This window comes from Mesorhizobium sp. B3-1-9, from assembly GCF_006439595.1.
GTDB lineage: Bacteria > Pseudomonadota > Alphaproteobacteria > Rhizobiales > Rhizobiaceae > Mesorhizobium.
In genome coordinates, this window is sequence record NZ_VFTJ01000006.1 from 246,998 (window position 1) to 262,728 (window position 15,731).

The 15,731-nt window shown below is 64.0% G+C and carries 14 protein-coding genes and 1 pseudogene; 4 read left to right on the forward strand and 11 right to left on the reverse strand.

The annotated features are described in order from the left end of the window. Positions 1 to 217: 217 nt before the first annotated feature. Both alaS and recA read right to left on the reverse strand, forming a co-directional pair. The gene (alaS, locus tag FJW07_RS13805) at positions 218 to 2,887 is read right to left on the reverse strand and encodes an alanine--tRNA ligase (RefSeq protein WP_140856989.1); all 2,670 of its coding nucleotides are present in this window, start codon (positions 2,885 to 2,887) and stop codon (positions 218 to 220) included. 442 nt (positions 2,888 to 3,329) lie between these two features. Continuing rightward, positions 3,330 to 4,427 (reverse strand): recombinase RecA, encoded by a 1,098-nt coding sequence (recA, locus tag FJW07_RS13810; protein WP_095765184.1) that lies wholly within the window; start codon positions 4,425 to 4,427, stop codon positions 3,330 to 3,332. A gap of 281 nt (positions 4,428 to 4,708) precedes the next feature. Here recA and FJW07_RS13815 point away from each other — a divergent pair, with 281 nt between their 5' ends. Continuing rightward, positions 4,709 to 5,647 (forward strand): carbohydrate kinase family protein, encoded by a 939-nt coding sequence (locus FJW07_RS13815; protein ID WP_140856991.1) that lies wholly within the window; start codon positions 4,709 to 4,711, stop codon positions 5,645 to 5,647. A gap of 39 nt (positions 5,648 to 5,686) precedes the next feature. Continuing rightward, entirely contained in the window at positions 5,687 to 6,604 is a 918-nt protein-coding gene (locus FJW07_RS13820; protein WP_140856992.1) for a pseudouridine-5'-phosphate glycosidase, read from the forward strand. Positions 6,605 to 6,859: 255 nt separating this feature from the next. Here FJW07_RS13820 and FJW07_RS13830 read toward each other — a convergent pair whose 3' ends face one another. Next, the gene (locus FJW07_RS13830; RefSeq protein WP_140783295.1) at positions 6,860 to 7,183 is read right to left on the reverse strand and encodes a TfoX/Sxy family protein; all 324 of its coding nucleotides are present in this window, start codon (positions 7,181 to 7,183) and stop codon (positions 6,860 to 6,862) included. A gap of 89 nt (positions 7,184 to 7,272) precedes the next feature. Between FJW07_RS13830 and FJW07_RS13835 the strand changes: the two are divergent. Together FJW07_RS13835 and FJW07_RS13840 are read left to right on the forward strand one after the other, a co-directional pair. Next, a pseudogene (locus FJW07_RS13835) lies at positions 7,273 to 7,769 on the forward strand (GFA family protein). Positions 7,770 to 7,784: 15 nt separating this feature from the next. Further along, a complete protein-coding gene (locus tag FJW07_RS13840) occupies positions 7,785 to 8,243 on the forward strand; it encodes a RidA family protein (protein ID WP_140856994.1) in 459 nt (152 codons plus the stop codon). A gap of 22 nt (positions 8,244 to 8,265) precedes the next feature. Here FJW07_RS13840 and sufA read toward each other — a convergent pair whose 3' ends face one another. The 8 genes from sufA to FJW07_RS13880 all read right to left on the reverse strand — a co-directional run bounded on the left by sufA (position 8,266) and on the right by FJW07_RS13880 (position 15,716). Further along, on the reverse strand, positions 8,266 to 8,646 hold the full coding sequence (gene sufA, locus FJW07_RS13845; protein WP_140647787.1) for a Fe-S cluster assembly scaffold SufA: 381 nt from the start codon (positions 8,644 to 8,646) through the stop codon (positions 8,266 to 8,268). Between the two features lie 88 nt (positions 8,647 to 8,734). Continuing rightward, on the reverse strand, positions 8,735 to 9,127 hold the full coding sequence (locus tag FJW07_RS13850) for an SUF system Fe-S cluster assembly protein (protein ID WP_140647788.1): 393 nt from the start codon (positions 9,125 to 9,127) through the stop codon (positions 8,735 to 8,737). 5 nt (positions 9,128 to 9,132) lie between these two features. Further along, positions 9,133 to 10,374 (reverse strand): cysteine desulfurase, encoded by a 1,242-nt coding sequence (locus FJW07_RS13855; protein WP_140856996.1) that lies wholly within the window; start codon positions 10,372 to 10,374, stop codon positions 9,133 to 9,135. A 99-nt stretch (positions 10,375 to 10,473) separates the two neighbouring features. Then, a complete protein-coding gene (sufD, locus tag FJW07_RS13860) occupies positions 10,474 to 11,745 on the reverse strand; it encodes a Fe-S cluster assembly protein SufD (protein WP_140856998.1) in 1,272 nt (423 codons plus the stop codon). A gap of 22 nt (positions 11,746 to 11,767) precedes the next feature. Next, entirely contained in the window at positions 11,768 to 12,523 is a 756-nt protein-coding gene (gene sufC / locus FJW07_RS13865; protein ID WP_140856999.1) for a Fe-S cluster assembly ATPase SufC, read from the reverse strand. A 33-nt stretch (positions 12,524 to 12,556) separates the two neighbouring features. Next, positions 12,557 to 12,796 carry a hypothetical protein gene (locus tag FJW07_RS13870; protein ID WP_140647792.1) on the reverse strand — a complete coding sequence of 80 codons (240 nt, stop codon included), beginning with the start codon at positions 12,794 to 12,796 and terminating at the stop codon, positions 12,557 to 12,559. Continuing rightward, positions 12,793 to 14,316 (reverse strand): Fe-S cluster assembly protein SufB, encoded by a 1,524-nt coding sequence (gene sufB, locus FJW07_RS13875; protein ID WP_140647793.1) that lies wholly within the window; start codon positions 14,314 to 14,316, stop codon positions 12,793 to 12,795. The genes FJW07_RS13870 and sufB overlap by 4 nt, the downstream gene beginning before the upstream one ends. A 239-nt stretch (positions 14,317 to 14,555) precedes the next feature. After that, positions 14,556 to 15,716: a cysteine desulfurase family protein gene (locus FJW07_RS13880; protein ID WP_140857001.1), complete on the reverse strand. Its 1,161-nt coding sequence runs from the start codon at positions 15,714 to 15,716 to the stop codon at positions 14,556 to 14,558. Positions 15,717 to 15,731 lie beyond the last annotated feature (15 nt).

The following is a 15,731-nucleotide window of genomic DNA, read 5'->3' on the forward strand; positions in this document are numbered from 1 at the left end:
CTCATTGCCCTGCCGGGCATTTCTCCCCGTAAAACGGGGAGAAAGAAGCGATTGCAACGCCGGCGCCTTTTCTGCAACGCAGACTATTGGCGAAAGCCGCGATAACAGCGCCCTTCTCCCCGTTCAACGGGGAGAAGATGGCGGCAGCCAGATGAGGGGCAGCGCAGCCCTCGGAGAGTTGGGAGCCGGCCTGAGCTACAGCCGATCGCCCCGACCGTCACGCCGCTTCCAGCGCCGCCCTGACCGCCGCGATCGCGTCGTTTGCCTTGGAGGCATCGGGGCCGCCGGCCTGCGCCATGTCGGGACGGCCGCCGCCGCCTTGACCGCCAAGCGCGGCGGACGCGACGCGCACGAGATCGACGGCGCTGAAGCGGCCGGTCAAATCGTCGGTGACGCCGACGACCACGCTCGCCTTGTTGTCCTCCCCGGCGCCGACAAAGACGACCACGCCGGAGCCGAGCGTCTTCTTGCCGGCGTCCGCCAGCGGCTTCAGGTCCTTCGGCGCCACGCCGCTGACCGCCTTGCCGAGGAAGCCGACACCTGCGACGGTCTCGTTGGTGGGCGGAGCATCGGATACGGCCGGGCCGGCGCCAAGCGCCAGTTTCTTGCGCGCTTCGGTAAGCTCCTTTTCGAGCTTCTTGCGCTCTTCGAGCAGCGCCTCGACGCGCGACGGCACATCGGCCGGCGAGATCTTCAAGGTCGCCGCCGCGGCTTTCAGCCGCCTGTCCTGCTCGTCCAGATGCCTGCGCGCCGCCTCGCCGGTCAGCGCCTCGATGCGGCGCACGCCGGCCGCCACCGCGCTGTCCGACAGGATGCGCACCAAGCCGATATCGCCGGTCGATTTCACATGCGTGCCGCCGCAAAGCTCGACGGAATAAGGCCGGTTTGCCTTGGCGCCATGCAGGCCGGTGCCCATCGACACGACGCGTACCTCATCGCCGTATTTCTCGCCGAACAGCGCCATGGCGCCCTCGGCGATCGCGTCGTCGACCGACATCAGACGCGTCGTCACCGGGCTGTTCTGCACGACGATCTCGTTGGCCATGCGCTCGACCTCCTCGAGCTCATCGGCCGAGATCGGCTTGTTGTGCGAGATGTCGAAGCGCAGCCGGTCGGGCGCCACCAGCGAGCCCTTCTGCGCGACATGGGTGCCCAGCACCTCGCGCAGCGCCTCGTGGATGAGATGCGTCGCGGAATGGTTGGCGCGCAGCCTTGAGCGGCGGGCATGATCGACCTTCAGCTCGACGGCATCACCCGTCTTGACCGTACCTTTGGCCACCTTGCCGAGATGCACGAACAAACCATCGGCCTTCTTCTGCGTGTCCGAGATATCGATTGAAAAACCCTCGCCGGAAATCACGCCAGTGTCGCCCATCTGGCCGCCGGATTCGCCGTAGAACGGCGTCTGGTTGACGACCACGGCGACCGCATCGCCTTGGCTCGCGCTGTCGATGGTCTTGCCGTCCTTGACCAGGGCCTGGACGATGCCTTCCGCCTGCTCGGTCTCATAGCCGAGGAATTCGGTGGCGCCGCTCTTTTCGCGCACCGAGAACCATACCGTTTCGGTCGCGGCCTCGCCCGAGCCCGTCCAATGCGCGCGCGCCTCGACCTTCTGCCGCTCCATCGCGTCGGTGAAGCCGGCGATATCGACCGAGATGCTGCGCTGGCGCAGCGCATCCTGCGTCAGATCGAGCGGGAAGCCATAGGTGTCGTAGAGCTTGAAGGCCGTCTCGCCATCCAGCATGTCGCCGGCATGCAGCGTCTCGGTGGCGTCCGAGAGCAGTCCGAGGCCGCGCACCAGCGTCTTGCGGAAGCGCGTTTCCTCGAGCTTCAAGGTTTCGGTGATCAGCGCCTCGCCGCGCACGAGCTCGGGATAGGCCTGGCCCATCTCGCGTACCAGCGCCGGCACCAGCTGCCACATCAGCGGCTCCTTGGCGCCAAGCAGCTGCGCATGGCGCATGGCACGGCGCATGATGCGGCGCAGCACATAGCCGCGCCCCTCATTCGACGGCAGCACGCCATCTGCCACCAGGAACGAGGACGAGCGCAGATGATCCGCGATGACGCGGTACGACCCGACGTTCTCCTGGTTCGGCCCCTGGCCTAGCGCCGAGGACGCCGCGTCGATCAAATGCCTGAACAGGTCGGTCTCGAAGACGCTTTCGACGCCCTGCAGGATGGAGGCCATGCGCTCCAGGCCCATGCCGGTGTCGATCGAGGGACGCGGCAGGTCGATGCGCTCTTCCTTCGTCACCTGCTCATACTGCATGAACACCAGGTTCCAGAATTCCAGGAACCGGTCGCCGTCCTCTTCCGGGCTGCCGGGCGGGCCGCCCCAGATATGCTCGCCGCGATCGATGAAGATTTCCGAGCACGGACCGCACGGGCCGGTGTCGCCCATCGCCCAGAAATTGTCCGAGGTCGGGATGCGGATGATGCGGTCGTCGGAGAAGCCGGCGATCTTCTTCCAGTAACCGGCCGCCTCGTCGTCGGTGTGATAGACGGTGACGAGCAGCTTGTCCTTCTTCAGGCCGAAACCCTTGGTGATCAGGTTCCAGGCAAGCTCGATCGCGCGCTCCTTGAAATAGTCGCCGAACGAGAAATTGCCGAGCATCTCGAAGAAGGTGAGATGGCGCGCGGTATAGCCGACATTGTCGAGGTCGTTGTGCTTGCCGCCTGCACGCACGCTCTTCTGCGCGGTGGACGCTCGCGAGTAGGGACGCTTCTCCAGGCCGGTGAAGACGTTCTTGAACTGCACCATGCCTGCGTTTGTGAACATCAGTGTCGGATCGTTGCGCGGCACCAACGGGCTGGAGGCGACGATCTCGTGGCCCTCCTTGCGGAAGTAGTCGAGAAATGTCGACCGGATATCGTTCACGCCACTCATTGCGTACTGCCTTTTCGCGAGAACCGCCGGCGTCGCCGGCGGCTGATGGGCTTTGGTGTTTCCAGAAGATAGATGGGCCTTTTAGCCGTAGCTCTTGAGCCTGTCCAGAAACACGGAGTTAGTGCATGTCGCGCAAAAGTGACCTCGGTTTTGCGACAACGACATGCATCAAGCAACGACCTAAAGCGCGTCGCGTGAATCCGTTTCGACGCGACGCGCTTTAGGTCAATCCGCCGGCGAGCGACGGCCCGGCGCCGCCTGCAAAATGCAAAACCGCCGGCGCGAAGGCCGGCGGTTCGGGTATGCAATACTCAAGAACTCGATTACATAAGTATAAGACGATAAACAAGGATTGTGGCCGAACTCCGGCTAAGCCGACGAATAGCTTTCGCCCAATCCCGAACAGGAAACTGCTGGGCGGTCTTCCTGCAACGAACCGGCCCTACAAGGCGCCGGCTTCGTCCTCGAAACCGTCGTCGCCGCCTTCGGAGCCGCCATTCTCGAGGAATTTCTCGGCGATCAGCCCGGCATTCTGGCGCAATGCAAGTTCGACCTCACGCGCCGTATCGGGATTGTCGCGCAGGAACAGTTTTGCGTTCTCGCGACCCTGGCCGAGGCGCTGCGAATTGTAGGAGAACCAGGCGCCCGACTTCTCGATGACGCCAGCCTTGACGCCGAGATCGATCAGCTCGCCAGTCTTCGACACGCCCTCACCATACATGATGTCGAACTCGACCACCTTGAAGGGCGGGGCCAGCTTGTTCTTCACCACCTTGACGCGGGTCTGGTTGCCGACGACCTCGTCGCGGTCCTTGACCGAGCCGATGCGGCGGATGTCGAGGCGCACCGAGGCGTAGAATTTCAGCGCGTTGCCGCCGGTGGTCGTCTCGGGCGAGCCGAACATGACGCCGATCTTCATGCGGATCTGGTTGATGAAGATGACCATTGTGTTGGAGCGCGAGATCGAGGCGGTCAGCTTGCGCAGCGCCTGGCTCATCAGGCGAGCCTGAAGACCGGGCAGCGAATCGCCCATCTCGCCTTCGATTTCGGCCCGCGGCGTCAGTGCCGCCACCGAGTCGACGACCAGCACGTCGATGGCGCCCGAGCGCACCAGCGTGTCGCAGATCTCCAGCGCCTGCTCGCCGGTGTCGGGCTGCGAGATCAAAAGGTTCTCGAGGTCGACGCCAAGCTTGCGGGCATAAACCGGATCGAGCGCGTGCTCGGCATCGACGAAGGCGCAGATACCGCCCTTCTTCTGGGCTTCCGCCACCGTATGCAGCGCCAGCGTCGTCTTGCCCGAGCTTTCCGGCCCGTAAATCTCGATGATGCGGCCGCGCGGCAGGCCGCCGACGCCGAGCGCGATATCGAGACCGAGCGAGCCGGTCGGCACGGTTTCGATCTCGACCACCTGCTCGTTGGCGCCGAGCCGCATGATCGAGCCCTTGCCGAAAGCGCGCTCGATTTGCGACAGCGCCGCATCCAGAGCCTTTGATTTGTCCACTGCCTTATCCTCTACAAGCCGCAAAGAATTCTGAGCCATGATACATCACCCCTTGGTCGTCAATGAAGGCCGGACAATCCGTGATCCCTGCTTGTTTTGTACCTTTTTTGTTCTCATTTGGCAAGAGGCGGCAAGCAGCTGAAAAGCAATCAATATCTGGATATGTTCTTTCTTTGTCCCACCAGGGCTGGAGCGAAACAGAACCACTGGTCCAGAAGAGATTTGATATCCGCATGTCCCGAATCGCGGCGCCGATTGCGGGGCGACGCGCAGAAACCTAGTGTGCGCAGCCAACTATCAACCAAGGTTACCATATCCGCATGCCGACATCCCCAACAATCCTGGCGCTGGGCGGAGCCCATATCGACCGGCGCGGCCAGGTCTCGGGCGCCTATGTGCCCGCCGCTTCGAATCCCGGCATCATGCGCGAGGACGTCGGCGGCGTGGTTTTCAACGCGCTGCGCAGCGTGGTGAAGCGCGGCGTGTCGGCCTCGCTGATATCGGTGCGCGGCGGCGACGCTGCGGCCGACACCGTCGCCTTGGCGATCGACAACGCCGGAATAGCGGACCTCTCGGTGGTGTTCCTCGACCGCACGACGCCGAGCTACACGGCGTTGATCGACGCCGAAGGTGAGCTGATCGTCGGGCTGGCCGACATGGCGCTCTACGATCTTGCCTTCCCCAAGCAGATGAGGCGTTCCAAGGTGCGCGAGGCGATAGCCGCGGCCGACGCCATCCTGTGCGACGCCAACCTGCCGACGGCGGCGCTGGAGCGCCTGGTAGCGCTTGCCGGTGGCCGGCCGGTCTTCGCCATCGCCGTCTCGCCGGCCAAGGTCGTCCGCCTGGCGCCGCTGCTCGACGACCTGTCGCTGCTTTTCATGAACCGCCGCGAAGCCGCCGCGCTGGCCGGCGCCGAGCTATCCGGCGAAACCCTTGTCGACGCGCTCAGGCGGGCCGGCCTGAATGCCGGCGTGGTCACGTCCGGCAGCGCCCCGGTTCTGGGCTTCGACGACACCGGCGTCTTCGAGATCGATCCACCCGCGCCGCGCAAGGTTGCCGACGTGACCGGAGCCGGCGACGCCTTGACCGGCGCAACCGTCGCCGCCTTGCTGCGCGGCCTGCCGCTGCGTGCCGCGCTGCGCGAGGGCCTTGCCGCGGCGATGCTTGCCATCGAGAGCCCGGAGGCCGTTCCGTCCTTCACGGCGGGCAACTTCACGCAGGCGCTCGGCCTTGTGCCGGAGGCGCGGGAGGTGGCATAGGGCCACCAGACATCCACTTCCTCCTGATCGGAGACAGCCGTGACACCCGACACCGCCCGCCCCTTCGTCGACATCCACCCGCCCGTGGCGGAGGCGCTTGCCGCCGGCCGGCCAGTGGTGGCGCTGGAAAGCACCATCATCACCCACGGCATGCCCTACCCCGACAATGGCGCGATGGCCGCCAAGGTCGAACAGATCATCATCGATGGCGGCGCGCTGCCGGCGACGATCGCCGTGGTCGACGGCCGCATCAAGATCGGCCTGTCCGACGGCGAGCGCGAATCGCTTGCCATGACCGGTGACGCCATGAAGCTGTCGCGCGCCGATATCGGCTTCGCCGTCGCTCAAAAGCGTACCGGCGGCACCACCGTTGCGGCCACCATGATCGCCGCGCATATGGCCGGCATAAAGGTCTTCGCCACCGGCGGCATAGGCGGCGTCCACAAAGGCGCGGAAAAGAGCTTCGACATCTCGGCCGATCTCGACGAGCTGGCGCGCACGCCGGTTGTCGTCGTCTCTGCCGGCGCCAAGGCGATCCTCGATATCGAAAAGACGCTGGAAGTGCTGGAGACGCGCGGCGTGCCGGTGATCGGACATGGCTGCGAGACCATGCCCGCCTTCTGGTCGAGGCAGTCGCCCTTCCGCGCGCCGCTGACGCTCAATGCGCCGCAGGACATTGCGCATTTCTATCGCACGCGGCAGGCGCTGGGCCTCGGCGGCGGCATCCTCATCGCCAATCCGGTGCCGCGGAACGACGAGATCCCGGCCGACGAAATGGCCGGCTATATCGAAGCCGCGCAGAAGGCCGCCGAAGCCCAGAACGTCACCGGCAAGGCGGTGACACCGTTCCTTTTGTCGAAGATCCTGGAGCTCACCGGCGGCCGCAGCCTGAAGACCAACATCGCGCTGGTAGAGAACAATGCTCGGCTGGCGGCGGAGATTGCCAAGGCGTTGTAGGCGCGAAACGCTCAGCTACCGGCAGCGATAGCCAAAAGCGAACGCCGCGTTCCGTCACACCCCCTCTGGCCTGCCATCTCCCCCGCAAGGGGCGAGATTAGCAGCTTGGCCGCCGGCATTCTTCTTGCAACGTCGGCGATTGGCGAAAGTCGTGGCGAGGGTCAATCTCGCCCCTTGCGGGGGAGATGTCCGGCAGGACAGAGAGGGGTGCTGTCCCTCGGCATCTCCAAAAGGCCGCCACAACGCCCTCGAAAATTATCTCCCCGCCCTTCGTCCCGCCTCGTAAGCGCGCCGCGCCCATACCGCCATTTCGTCGGGGTCGTCGAAAGCCTCGTCGGGAATGCTCCAGTATGGCATCGCCACCTCCTTGCCGTGCCGCGAGCCTGTATAGGTCCATTGCTTGCAGCCGGCGGCTTCGAAGTCGGGGATGCTCTCCTCGTCGGCCTTGAGCAGCAATTCGCCGCGCACGACGACCGCGACGATGACGCCGTCGCAATAGATGCCCTTGCCCCCGAACAGTTTTCTGATGCTGATCGGTCCCAGGCTTTCGAACAATTCTTCAAGGCGCGCGTTGTCCATGCCGCGATCATCTCATCCGGCATGGGCCTTGTCATCGCCGCAACCAAAAGCATGCTGACAGGTTGAGATCGGAAAACGGAGATCCCGCCATGCCCGTCCTGCTCAAAGGCTCCTGCCGCTGCGGCGCCGTCCGCTTCGAGGTGGAAAGCCACACCCCGGTGCCGTTCATGCTCTGCTACTGCTCGATCTGCCGCAAGCAGCAGGGCGGCGGCGGTTTCGCCATCAATCTCGGCGCCGACTGCGAGAGCTTGATATCAGCGGCAAGCGCAATCTCGGTGTCTACCGCGCCGAGATCGAGGACGACGAGCATCCGCATTGCGAGGTCTCGACCGGCGAACGCAATTTCTGCAGGAAATGCGGCGCAGCGCTGTGGCTCTACGACCCGACCTGGCCGGACCTCGTGCATCCCTTCGCCTCGGCGATCGACAGCGACCTGCCGACGCCGCCGGAAAAGGTGCATCTGATGCTGAAATACAAGGCGAACTGGGTCGAGCCGGTGGTCGGGAAAAAGGACAAGGTGTTCGACGTCTATCCCGAGGAATCGATCGCCGACTGGCACAAACGGACGGGGATGTGGGTGGATTAGCGACAGGAGGCCGAAATGAACCTCACGACGCACAAGAAATTCAAAGGCGATCGTTTGATGCCTTGGGGCAAGGGCACGGTCGTCTCGGACGCGAAGGGATATGTTTTTCTGTCCGGCAACACCGCCACCATCGACGATTACGATCCGTCGAAACACCAAGGGGGCGCCGTTGGCGACGCGGCAACGCAGTGGCGCGAGATCCTCGCGAACATCAAGTCGGATCTGGAGGAGCTTGGCAGCTCGCTCGACCATCTGGTCAAGGTGACGTTCTACGTCAAAGGACCTTTCCCGTCCGGCGGCGTTCTCAGCTCACCCAACTTTCGTCTGGACGTGCTGGACGAATTCTTCGCCGAACATTGCCCGAAGCACTGCAGCCACAACAACCCGCCGCCATCGGAAGTGATCGGCGTCGCCGCCCTGGCGCAGCCGGATCTTGTTGTCGAGCTCGTCGTCATTGCGGCGCTGCCGGACTGAGCGGAAGCGCCGGCGGGCTTGGTCAGGCCGAGGCGCGTGCCTCGGCAAGCGCCTTGAGGTCGGCAGGCTTCAGCTCGACGGATTCGCCGCAGCCGCAGGCCGAGCTCTGGTTCGGATTCCTGAAGGTGAAGCCGGTGCGCAGCGTCGTCTGCTCGAAATCCATCTCGGTGCCAAACAGGAACAACGCCGCTTCCGGCGCGACATAGACATGCGCGCCGTCGCGTTCGATATGGTCGTCCTTGGGGTTCGGCTCGGTGACCAGGTCGACCGTGTATTCCATGCCGGCGCAGCCGCCCTTCTTGATGCCGAGCCGGATGCCATGCGCACCTTCGCGCGTGGCGACGATCTCGCGCACCCGGTCGGCGGCCTTTTCGGTCATCGTGATGACGGCGAAGCGTCCCATATCATTCTCCACGTTCGCGCGGGTTCAAGGCCCGCGGAATGAGTCTGCCCTTAAGATGGTGAAGTTTCACCTAGCGTGCAAGTCAAGCTCAATACCACCCGACCGCGACCTGCGCCTCTTCCGACATGCGGTCGGGCGTCCATGGCGGGTCGAACGTCATGTTGACCTCGACGCCGGAGACGCCTTCGACGGCGCCGACGGCGTTCTCGACCCAGCCAGGCATCTCGCCGGCCACCGGGCAGCCCGGAGCGGTCAGCGTCATGTCGATCTTGACCGAGCGGTCGTCCTCGATGTCGATCTTGTAGACGAGGCCGAGCTCATAGATGTCGGCCGGGATTTCTGGGTCGTAGACCGTCTTCAGCGCCGAGACGATGTCGTCGGTCAGCCGCGCCAGCTCATCGGCGGGGATCGCCGAGGCCGAAACGATGCCGTTCGCGGCCGTTTCCGGCGCTTTTTCTGCGGTGGTGCTCACGTCGTCCATCATCGTCACCCGAAGAACTTTCGCGCCTTTTCAAGCGCCTCGGCCAAGGCGTCCACTTCGGCCCTGGTATTATACATGCCGAACGATGCCCTGCATGTGGAGGTTACGCCGAAGCGTTTCAACAGAGGCTGGGCGCAATGCGTGCCGGCACGGACCGCGACGCCTTGCCGGTCGATCACCATCGACACGTCGTGCGCATGGATGCCCTGCAATTCGAACGAGATGATGGCGCCCTTGCCGGGCGCGTCGCCGAAGATGCGCAGCGAGTTGATCGCCCGCAGCCGCTCATGCGCGTAAGTCTTGAGGTCCGCCTCGTGCGCGACGATGCGCTCGCGGCCGATTTTTTCCATGTAATCGAGCGCGGCGCCCAGCCCGATCGCCTGCACGATCGGCGGGGTGCCGGCCTCGAAGCGGTGCGGCGGCTCGTTATAGGTGACGATGTCCTCCGTCACTTCCTCGATCATCTCGCCGCCGCCCATGAAGGGACGCATCTCTTCCAGCCTGTCCTTCTTGCCGTAGAGCACGCCGATTCCGGAAGGGCCGTAGACCTTGTGTCCGGTGAAGACGAAGAAATCGCAGTCGAGATCCTGCACGTCGATCGGCATGTGGACGGCGCTCTGGCTGCCATCGACGAGGACCGGAATGCCGCGCGCATGCGCGACGCGCACGATCTCCTTGATCGGCGTCACCGTGCCCAGCGCATTCGACATCTGGGTGATGGCGACGAGCTTGGTACGGTCGGTCAGCCGTCTTTCGAATTCCTCGATATGGAAGGCGCCGAGATCATCGACCGGCACCCAGATCAGCTTGGCGCCCTGCCGCTCGCGGATGAAATGCCACGGCACGATGTTGGAGTGGTGCTCCATGATCGAAAGCACGATCTCGTCACCCTCGCCGATCCGGGGCATGCCCCAGCCATAGGCGACCGTGTTGATCGCCGAGGTGGTGTTGGACGTGAAGACGATGTTGTCGGTGCTCGGCGCATTGAGAAAACGCTGCACCGACTTGCGCGCATTCTCATAGGCGTCGGTCGCCGCGTTCGACAGGAAATGCAGACCGCGATGCACGTTGGCGTATTCCTGGGAATAGGCGTGCTGGATGGTGTCGAGCACCACCTGCGGCTTCTGCGCCGAAGCGCCATTGTCGAGATAGACCAGCGGCTTGCCGTAGACCTGGCGCGACAGGATCGGGAAGTCGCGGCGGATCGCCTCGACGTCATATGGGGTGGTTTCGATCTTCTGGTCCATTTCGAAGTCCTTGTCGGCCGAAGCCGCGATCCTTCCAACACCCCTCATCCGACCGAGCTTCGCTCGGCCACCTTCTCCCACAAGGGGAGAAGGTAGGCGCTACCCGTGCGTCAAAAACCAGCCGTCGAGCCGCGCTTCCAGCGCTTCGACCAGCGCCTCGTCGTCCAGTTCCTCGATCACTTCGGCCACGAATGCCTTCACCAGAAGGCCCCGCGCCGACTTCTCGTCGATACCGCGCGCCATCAGGTAGAACAGATGGTTGTGGTCGATCTCGGTGACCGTCGCGCCATGGCCGCAGACGACGTCGTCGGCGAAGATCTCCAGCTCCGGCTTGGTCGAGAACTCGCCGTCGTCCGACAGAAGCAGCGTGTTGCAGGCCATCTTGGCGTTGGTCTTCTGCGCGTATTGATGCACGTTGATGCGGCCCTGGAAGACGCCGCGCGCCTTGCCGGTCACCACATTGCGGATCACTTCCGTCGAGGTCGTGTGCGGCACGGCGTGGTCGAGCACCATGGTGGTGTCGGTATGGGTGTCGCCAGCGAGAAGGTTGATACCGCGCAATTTGAAGTCGGCGCCTTCGCCCGTCGTCCTGACGACGACCTCCTGGCGAACGAGCCTGCCGCCGGCGTTCATCACGAACAGCGTCAGCTTGGCATCCTTGCCGATATGCGCCTTGAACTGGGCAAGATGCGTTGCCGTGTCCGGCTGCTCCTGAACGATCAACCAGGTCACTTCCGCGCCGTCGCCGACCACGAGCTGGCTGACCGAAGAGACGAGCGCCTCGTCGCCCTCGCCCGTCTGGCGCTCGACGACAATCGCCTTGGCGCCGGCGCCGACACGCGCCAAGAGCCGCACATGCGACTGGCCGCCGGCCTGCAGGTTTTGCAATTCGACCGGCTTTTCCAGTTCCACACCGTCGGCGATATCGACGAATAAGCCGTCGGCGACGAAGGCGGTGTTGAGCGCGCCGATGGCGTCGTCGCTGCCGTAGGGGTCCAGTCCCGGAGCCACGCTGCCATCGGTCAGCTTCTCCGACAGGCGCTGCACCGCGACGCCTTCGATCTCCTGCAGCTTCGACTGCGAGACGCCGTTCAGCACCGGCAGCACCGCCGAGCCTTCAAGGATCGGCGCCAGCGCCTTGACGACAGCGTCGGTCTCGAACGCCGGCACCGAAGTGAGCAGCCGGCGCAGGTCCGTATAATGCCAAGATTCGACGCGGCGCGTCGGCAGGCCGTGCTTGATCGCCTCGATCGCGCCGTCGCGCTTGACCATCACCGCGCCGTCGCCGGGCAGCAGCGACAGCCGCTCGCCGAAGGCATCGATCAGCGCCGTCTCGGCCAATGTGCGCTGGGGCTGTGCATGCATATTCATGGCTCTTGCCTCGACTGCCATCTCACGCCGCTTCGCCGATCACGCCGGCATAGCCGTTGGCCTCGAGATCGAGCGCCAGCGACTTGTCGCCCGACTTGATGACCTGGCCCTTGTAGAGCACGTGCACCGAGTCCGGCACGATGTGCTCGAGCAGGCGCTGGTAGTGGGTGATGACGACGATGGCGCGCTCCGGCGAACGCAGCGCGTTGACGCCGTCCGAGACGATCTTCAGCGCATCGATGTCGAGGCCGGAATCGGTCTCGTCGAGCACGCAGAGCTTCGGCTCCAGAAGCTTCATCTGCAGGATCTCGGCGCGCTTCTTCTCGCCGCCGGAGAAGCCGACATTGAGCGGCCGCTTCAGCATCGCCATATCCATGTTGAGCAAGGCAGCGGCATCCTTCACGCGCTTGAGGAATTCCGGAACCTTCAGCGGTTCCTCGCCGCGCGCCTTGCGCTGCTCGTTCATCGCCACCTTCAGGAATTCCATGGTCGCCACGCCCGGTATCTCCATCGGATACTGGAAGGCGAGGAAGATGCCGGCCGTGGCGCGCTCGGCCGGATCCATTTCGAGGATCGACTGGCCGTTATAGAGGATGTCGCCCTCCGTCACCTCATAGTCCTCGCGGCCGGCGAGGATGTAGGACAGCGTCGACTTGCCCGAGCCGTTCGGGCCCATGATGGCGGCGACCTCGCCGGCTTTCACCGAGAGATTCAGGCCGCGGATGATCTCGGTGCCGTCGTCGACGATGCGGGCGTGCAGGTTCTTGATCTCAAGCATTTTCGTTCCGTTCCAAAATCTGTCCGTTCAAATTCAATGCCAACGCCAGCGCCAGTCGCCGTCCGTCTTGGCTTTAATGAGCGGGATTGTCGCGCCCGTCAGGGCAACGACAATGAGAATGATCAGCCAAGCCGGGACTCCGAGATCGATCAGACCTATCGATAGCGCGACAGCGATCAGGATCCAGGCGACCACGAAAGCCCAGCCTTTCCAGTTGTCGGGCGTCGCGCCATAGCCGAGGCGCTTCGGCCTGAACCATTTCTCTGCGCTCATCCGACACTGCCTTCGAGGCTGATGCCGATCAGCTTCTGCGCCTCGACGGCGAACTCCATCGGCAGCTGCTGGATGACATCCTTGACGAAGCCGTTGACGATCAGCGCGATCGCCTCTTCCTCGGGGATACCGCGCTGCATGACGTAGAACTTCTGGTCCTCGGAGATTTTCGACGTCGTCGCCTCGTGCTCGAACTGCGCCGTCGAATTCTTGGCTTCCATGTAAGGCACGGTGTGCGCGCCGCACTGGTCGCCGATCAGGAGCGAATCGCAATTGGTGAAATTGCGCGCATTGGCCGCCTTGCGGTGCGCCGAGACCTGGCCGCGATAGGTGTTTTGCGAGAAGCCGGCGGCGATGCCCTTGGAGATGATGCGGCTCGACGTGTTCTTGCCGAGATGGATCATCTTGGTGCCGCTATCCACCTGCTGATAACCGTTCGACACCGCGATCGAATAGAACTCGCCAGAGGAATCGTCGCCGCGCAGGATGCAGCTCGGATATTTCCAGGTGATCGCCGAACCCGTCTCGACCTGCGTCCACGAAATCTTCGAACGGTCGCCGCGGCAGTCGCCGCGCTTGGTGACGAAATTGTAGATGCCGCCCTTGCCCTCGGCGTCGCCGGGGTACCAGTTCTGCACAGTCGAATATTTGATCTCGGCATCGTCGAGCGCGATCAGCTCGACCACCGCCGCGTGCAGCTGGTTCTCGTCGCGCTGCGGCGCCGTGCAGCCTTCGAGATAGGAGACGTAAGCCCCCTCCTCGGCGATGATCAGCGTGCGCTCGAACTGGCCTGTGTTCTTCTCGTTGATGCGGAAATAGGTCGACAGCTCCATCGGGCAGCGAACGCCCTTGGGCACGAAGACGAACGAGCCGTCGGTGAACACGGCGGAATTCAGCGTCGCGTAGAAATTGTCCGAGGTCGGCACGACCGAACCCAGATACTTCTTGACCAGTTCCGGATGCTCGCGGATCGCTTCCGAGATCGAGCAGAAGATGACGCCGGCCTGCGCCAGCTCCTTCTTGAAGGTGGTGACAACCGAAACGGAATCGAACACGGCGTCGACCGCGACGCGGCCGGACTTGTAGACGTTGTCGCCAACCTCGTCTTCTTCCGCGTCGACAGCTGCGGTCTTCTGCACGCCGGCCAGGATCTCCTGCTCCTTGAGCGGGATGCCGAGCTTCTCGTAGACCTTGAGCAGTTCAGGGTCGACTTCGCTCAGCGACTTCGGTCCCGGCGTGCTCTTCGGCGCGGCGTAGTAGTGGATGTCCTGGAAATCGATCTTCGGATAGTGGACGCGCGCCCAGGTCGGCTCTTCCAGCGTCAGCCAGCGACGATAGGCCCCCAGACGCCATTCGAGCATCCAGTCCGGCTCGTCCTTCTTGGCCGAGATGAAGCGAATGATGTCTTCGCTCAGGCCCTTGGGGGCCTTGTCCATCTCGATCTCTGTCTGGAATCCGTATTTATACTGGTCGACGTCGATCTTTCGAACCCGATCGATCGTCTCCTGCACAGCAGGCATAAGCGTTCTCCATCCACGCCGGGGTCAAGGCCCGGCAGTTTTCAAACTATGGCACCGCCGAAATCGCGTCCCACGGAGGGACTCGCGGCGGAGTAAGTTCCATATAGTGCGTATCGGCCGGAAATTCACCCGGCCAGGACAAAACGCACGGCTCTACCAGGCCCTAAAGCCTGAATTCGTTTTCGAGCAGCGGAAATCCGAGGCCGCAAGGCGTTTCTCGTTCCGATGCTCCGCCGTCCTCAGGCGGCTTCTTCCTTGCCCGCGCGGCGGGCGACGATGCCGGCCAGTGCTGTCCGGAAGGCCTCGATATCCTCGGCGCCGGTCGCCCGACCGATCGAGACCCGCAACGCGCCCAGGCTGTCGCCGTGGCCCATCGCCTTCAGCACATGGCTTGGCCCGACTTTTCCCGACGAGCAGGCCGAGCCCGCCGACAACGCGACGCCGGCAAGATCGAAAGCGATCTGCGCCGTCTCGGCCTTGATGCCGGGAATAGCGAAGAATGTCGTGTTGGCAAGCCTGGGAGCGCCATTTCCGAAGATTTCCGCGTCCGGCGCCAGTTCGGTCACGATGGCTTCAATCTCATCGCGGCGCCGCGAAACGGCATCGACATCGTCCAGGCCTGCAAGGGCAACCCGCGCGGCTGCGCCGAAACCGACGATCCCGGCGACGTTTTCCGTGCCGGCGCGATGGCCCTTCTCCTGGCCGCCGCCATTGATCAGCGGCCGCGGCATCATCAAATCGGACGCGGCAACGATCGCGCCGACGCCCTTGGGCCCACCGATCTTGTGCGACGACAGGATCAGGTAGTCGGCATAAGGGGCTGACATATCGAGCGGAATCCGCCCGGCGGCCTGCACGGCGTCGATAACCAGCACGCCGCCGGCGGCCTTGACGATTTCGCCGATGCGCCCGACCGGCTGGACGACGCCGGTCTCGTTGTTGGCGGCGTGGATCGCCACCAGCGGCAGCCCGGCGGCCTTGTCATGCGCGGCAAGCGCGGCAGAAAGCGCCTCGATATCGGCAATGCCGTTCCGGTCGACGCCGATCTTCGTCACCTGTGCCGGCGAAAACCGCACCCCATTCAGGATGCAGGGATGGTCGGCCGCAGAGACATAGAAGTGGTTCATGCGCACCGAGCCGCGCCCCATCTGCCAGTCGGGCCCAAGCAGCGTCGAGGCGGCTTCGGTGGCACCGGAGGTGAAGACGACATGCTCTGGCCTGGCGTCGACCAGCCGCGCCACGTCGCGGCGCGCATCCTCGACTAGCCGCCGCGCCGCGCGGCCTTCGGCATGGACCGATGACGGGTTGGCGGCATCGAGCGCGGCGACCATCGCCGCCCGCGCTTCCGCAATGAGCGGCGCGCTGGCGTTGTAGTCGAGATAGGCGCGGGTTGCGGCCATTTTCGCTCAGTTCGT

Coding starts and splice junctions, on each gene's coding strand:
- alaS (WP_140856989.1), bottom strand. CDS start 2,887: ATGAGTGGCGTGAACGATATCCGGTCGACATTTCTCGACTACTTCCGC.
- recA (WP_095765184.1), bottom strand. CDS start 4,427: ATGGCTCAGAATTCTTTGCGGCTTGTAGAGGATAAGGCAGTGGACAAA.
- FJW07_RS13815 (WP_140856991.1), top strand. CDS start 4,709: ATGCCGACATCCCCAACAATCCTGGCGCTGGGCGGAGCCCATATCGAC.
- FJW07_RS13830 (WP_140783295.1), bottom strand. CDS start 7,183: ATGGACAACGCGCGCCTTGAAGAATTGTTCGAAAGCCTGGGACCGATC.
- FJW07_RS13840 (WP_140856994.1), top strand. CDS start 7,785: ATGAACCTCACGACGCACAAGAAATTCAAAGGCGATCGTTTGATGCCT.
- sufA (WP_140647787.1), bottom strand. CDS start 8,646: ATGGGACGCTTCGCCGTCATCACGATGACCGAAAAGGCCGCCGACCGG.
- FJW07_RS13850 (WP_140647788.1), bottom strand. CDS start 9,127: ATGGACGACGTGAGCACCACCGCAGAAAAAGCGCCGGAAACGGCCGCG.
- FJW07_RS13855 (WP_140856996.1), bottom strand. CDS start 10,374: ATGGACCAGAAGATCGAAACCACCCCATATGACGTCGAGGCGATCCGC.
- sufD (WP_140856998.1), bottom strand. CDS start 11,745: ATGAATATGCATGCACAGCCCCAGCGCACATTGGCCGAGACGGCGCTG.
- sufC (WP_140856999.1), bottom strand. CDS start 12,523: ATGCTTGAGATCAAGAACCTGCACGCCCGCATCGTCGACGACGGCACC.
- FJW07_RS13870 (WP_140647792.1), bottom strand. CDS start 12,796: ATGAGCGCAGAGAAATGGTTCAGGCCGAAGCGCCTCGGCTATGGCGCG.
- sufB (WP_140647793.1), bottom strand. CDS start 14,316: ATGCCTGCTGTGCAGGAGACGATCGATCGGGTTCGAAAGATCGACGTC.
- FJW07_RS13880 (WP_140857001.1), bottom strand. CDS start 15,716: ATGGCCGCAACCCGCGCCTATCTCGACTACAACGCCAGCGCGCCGCTC.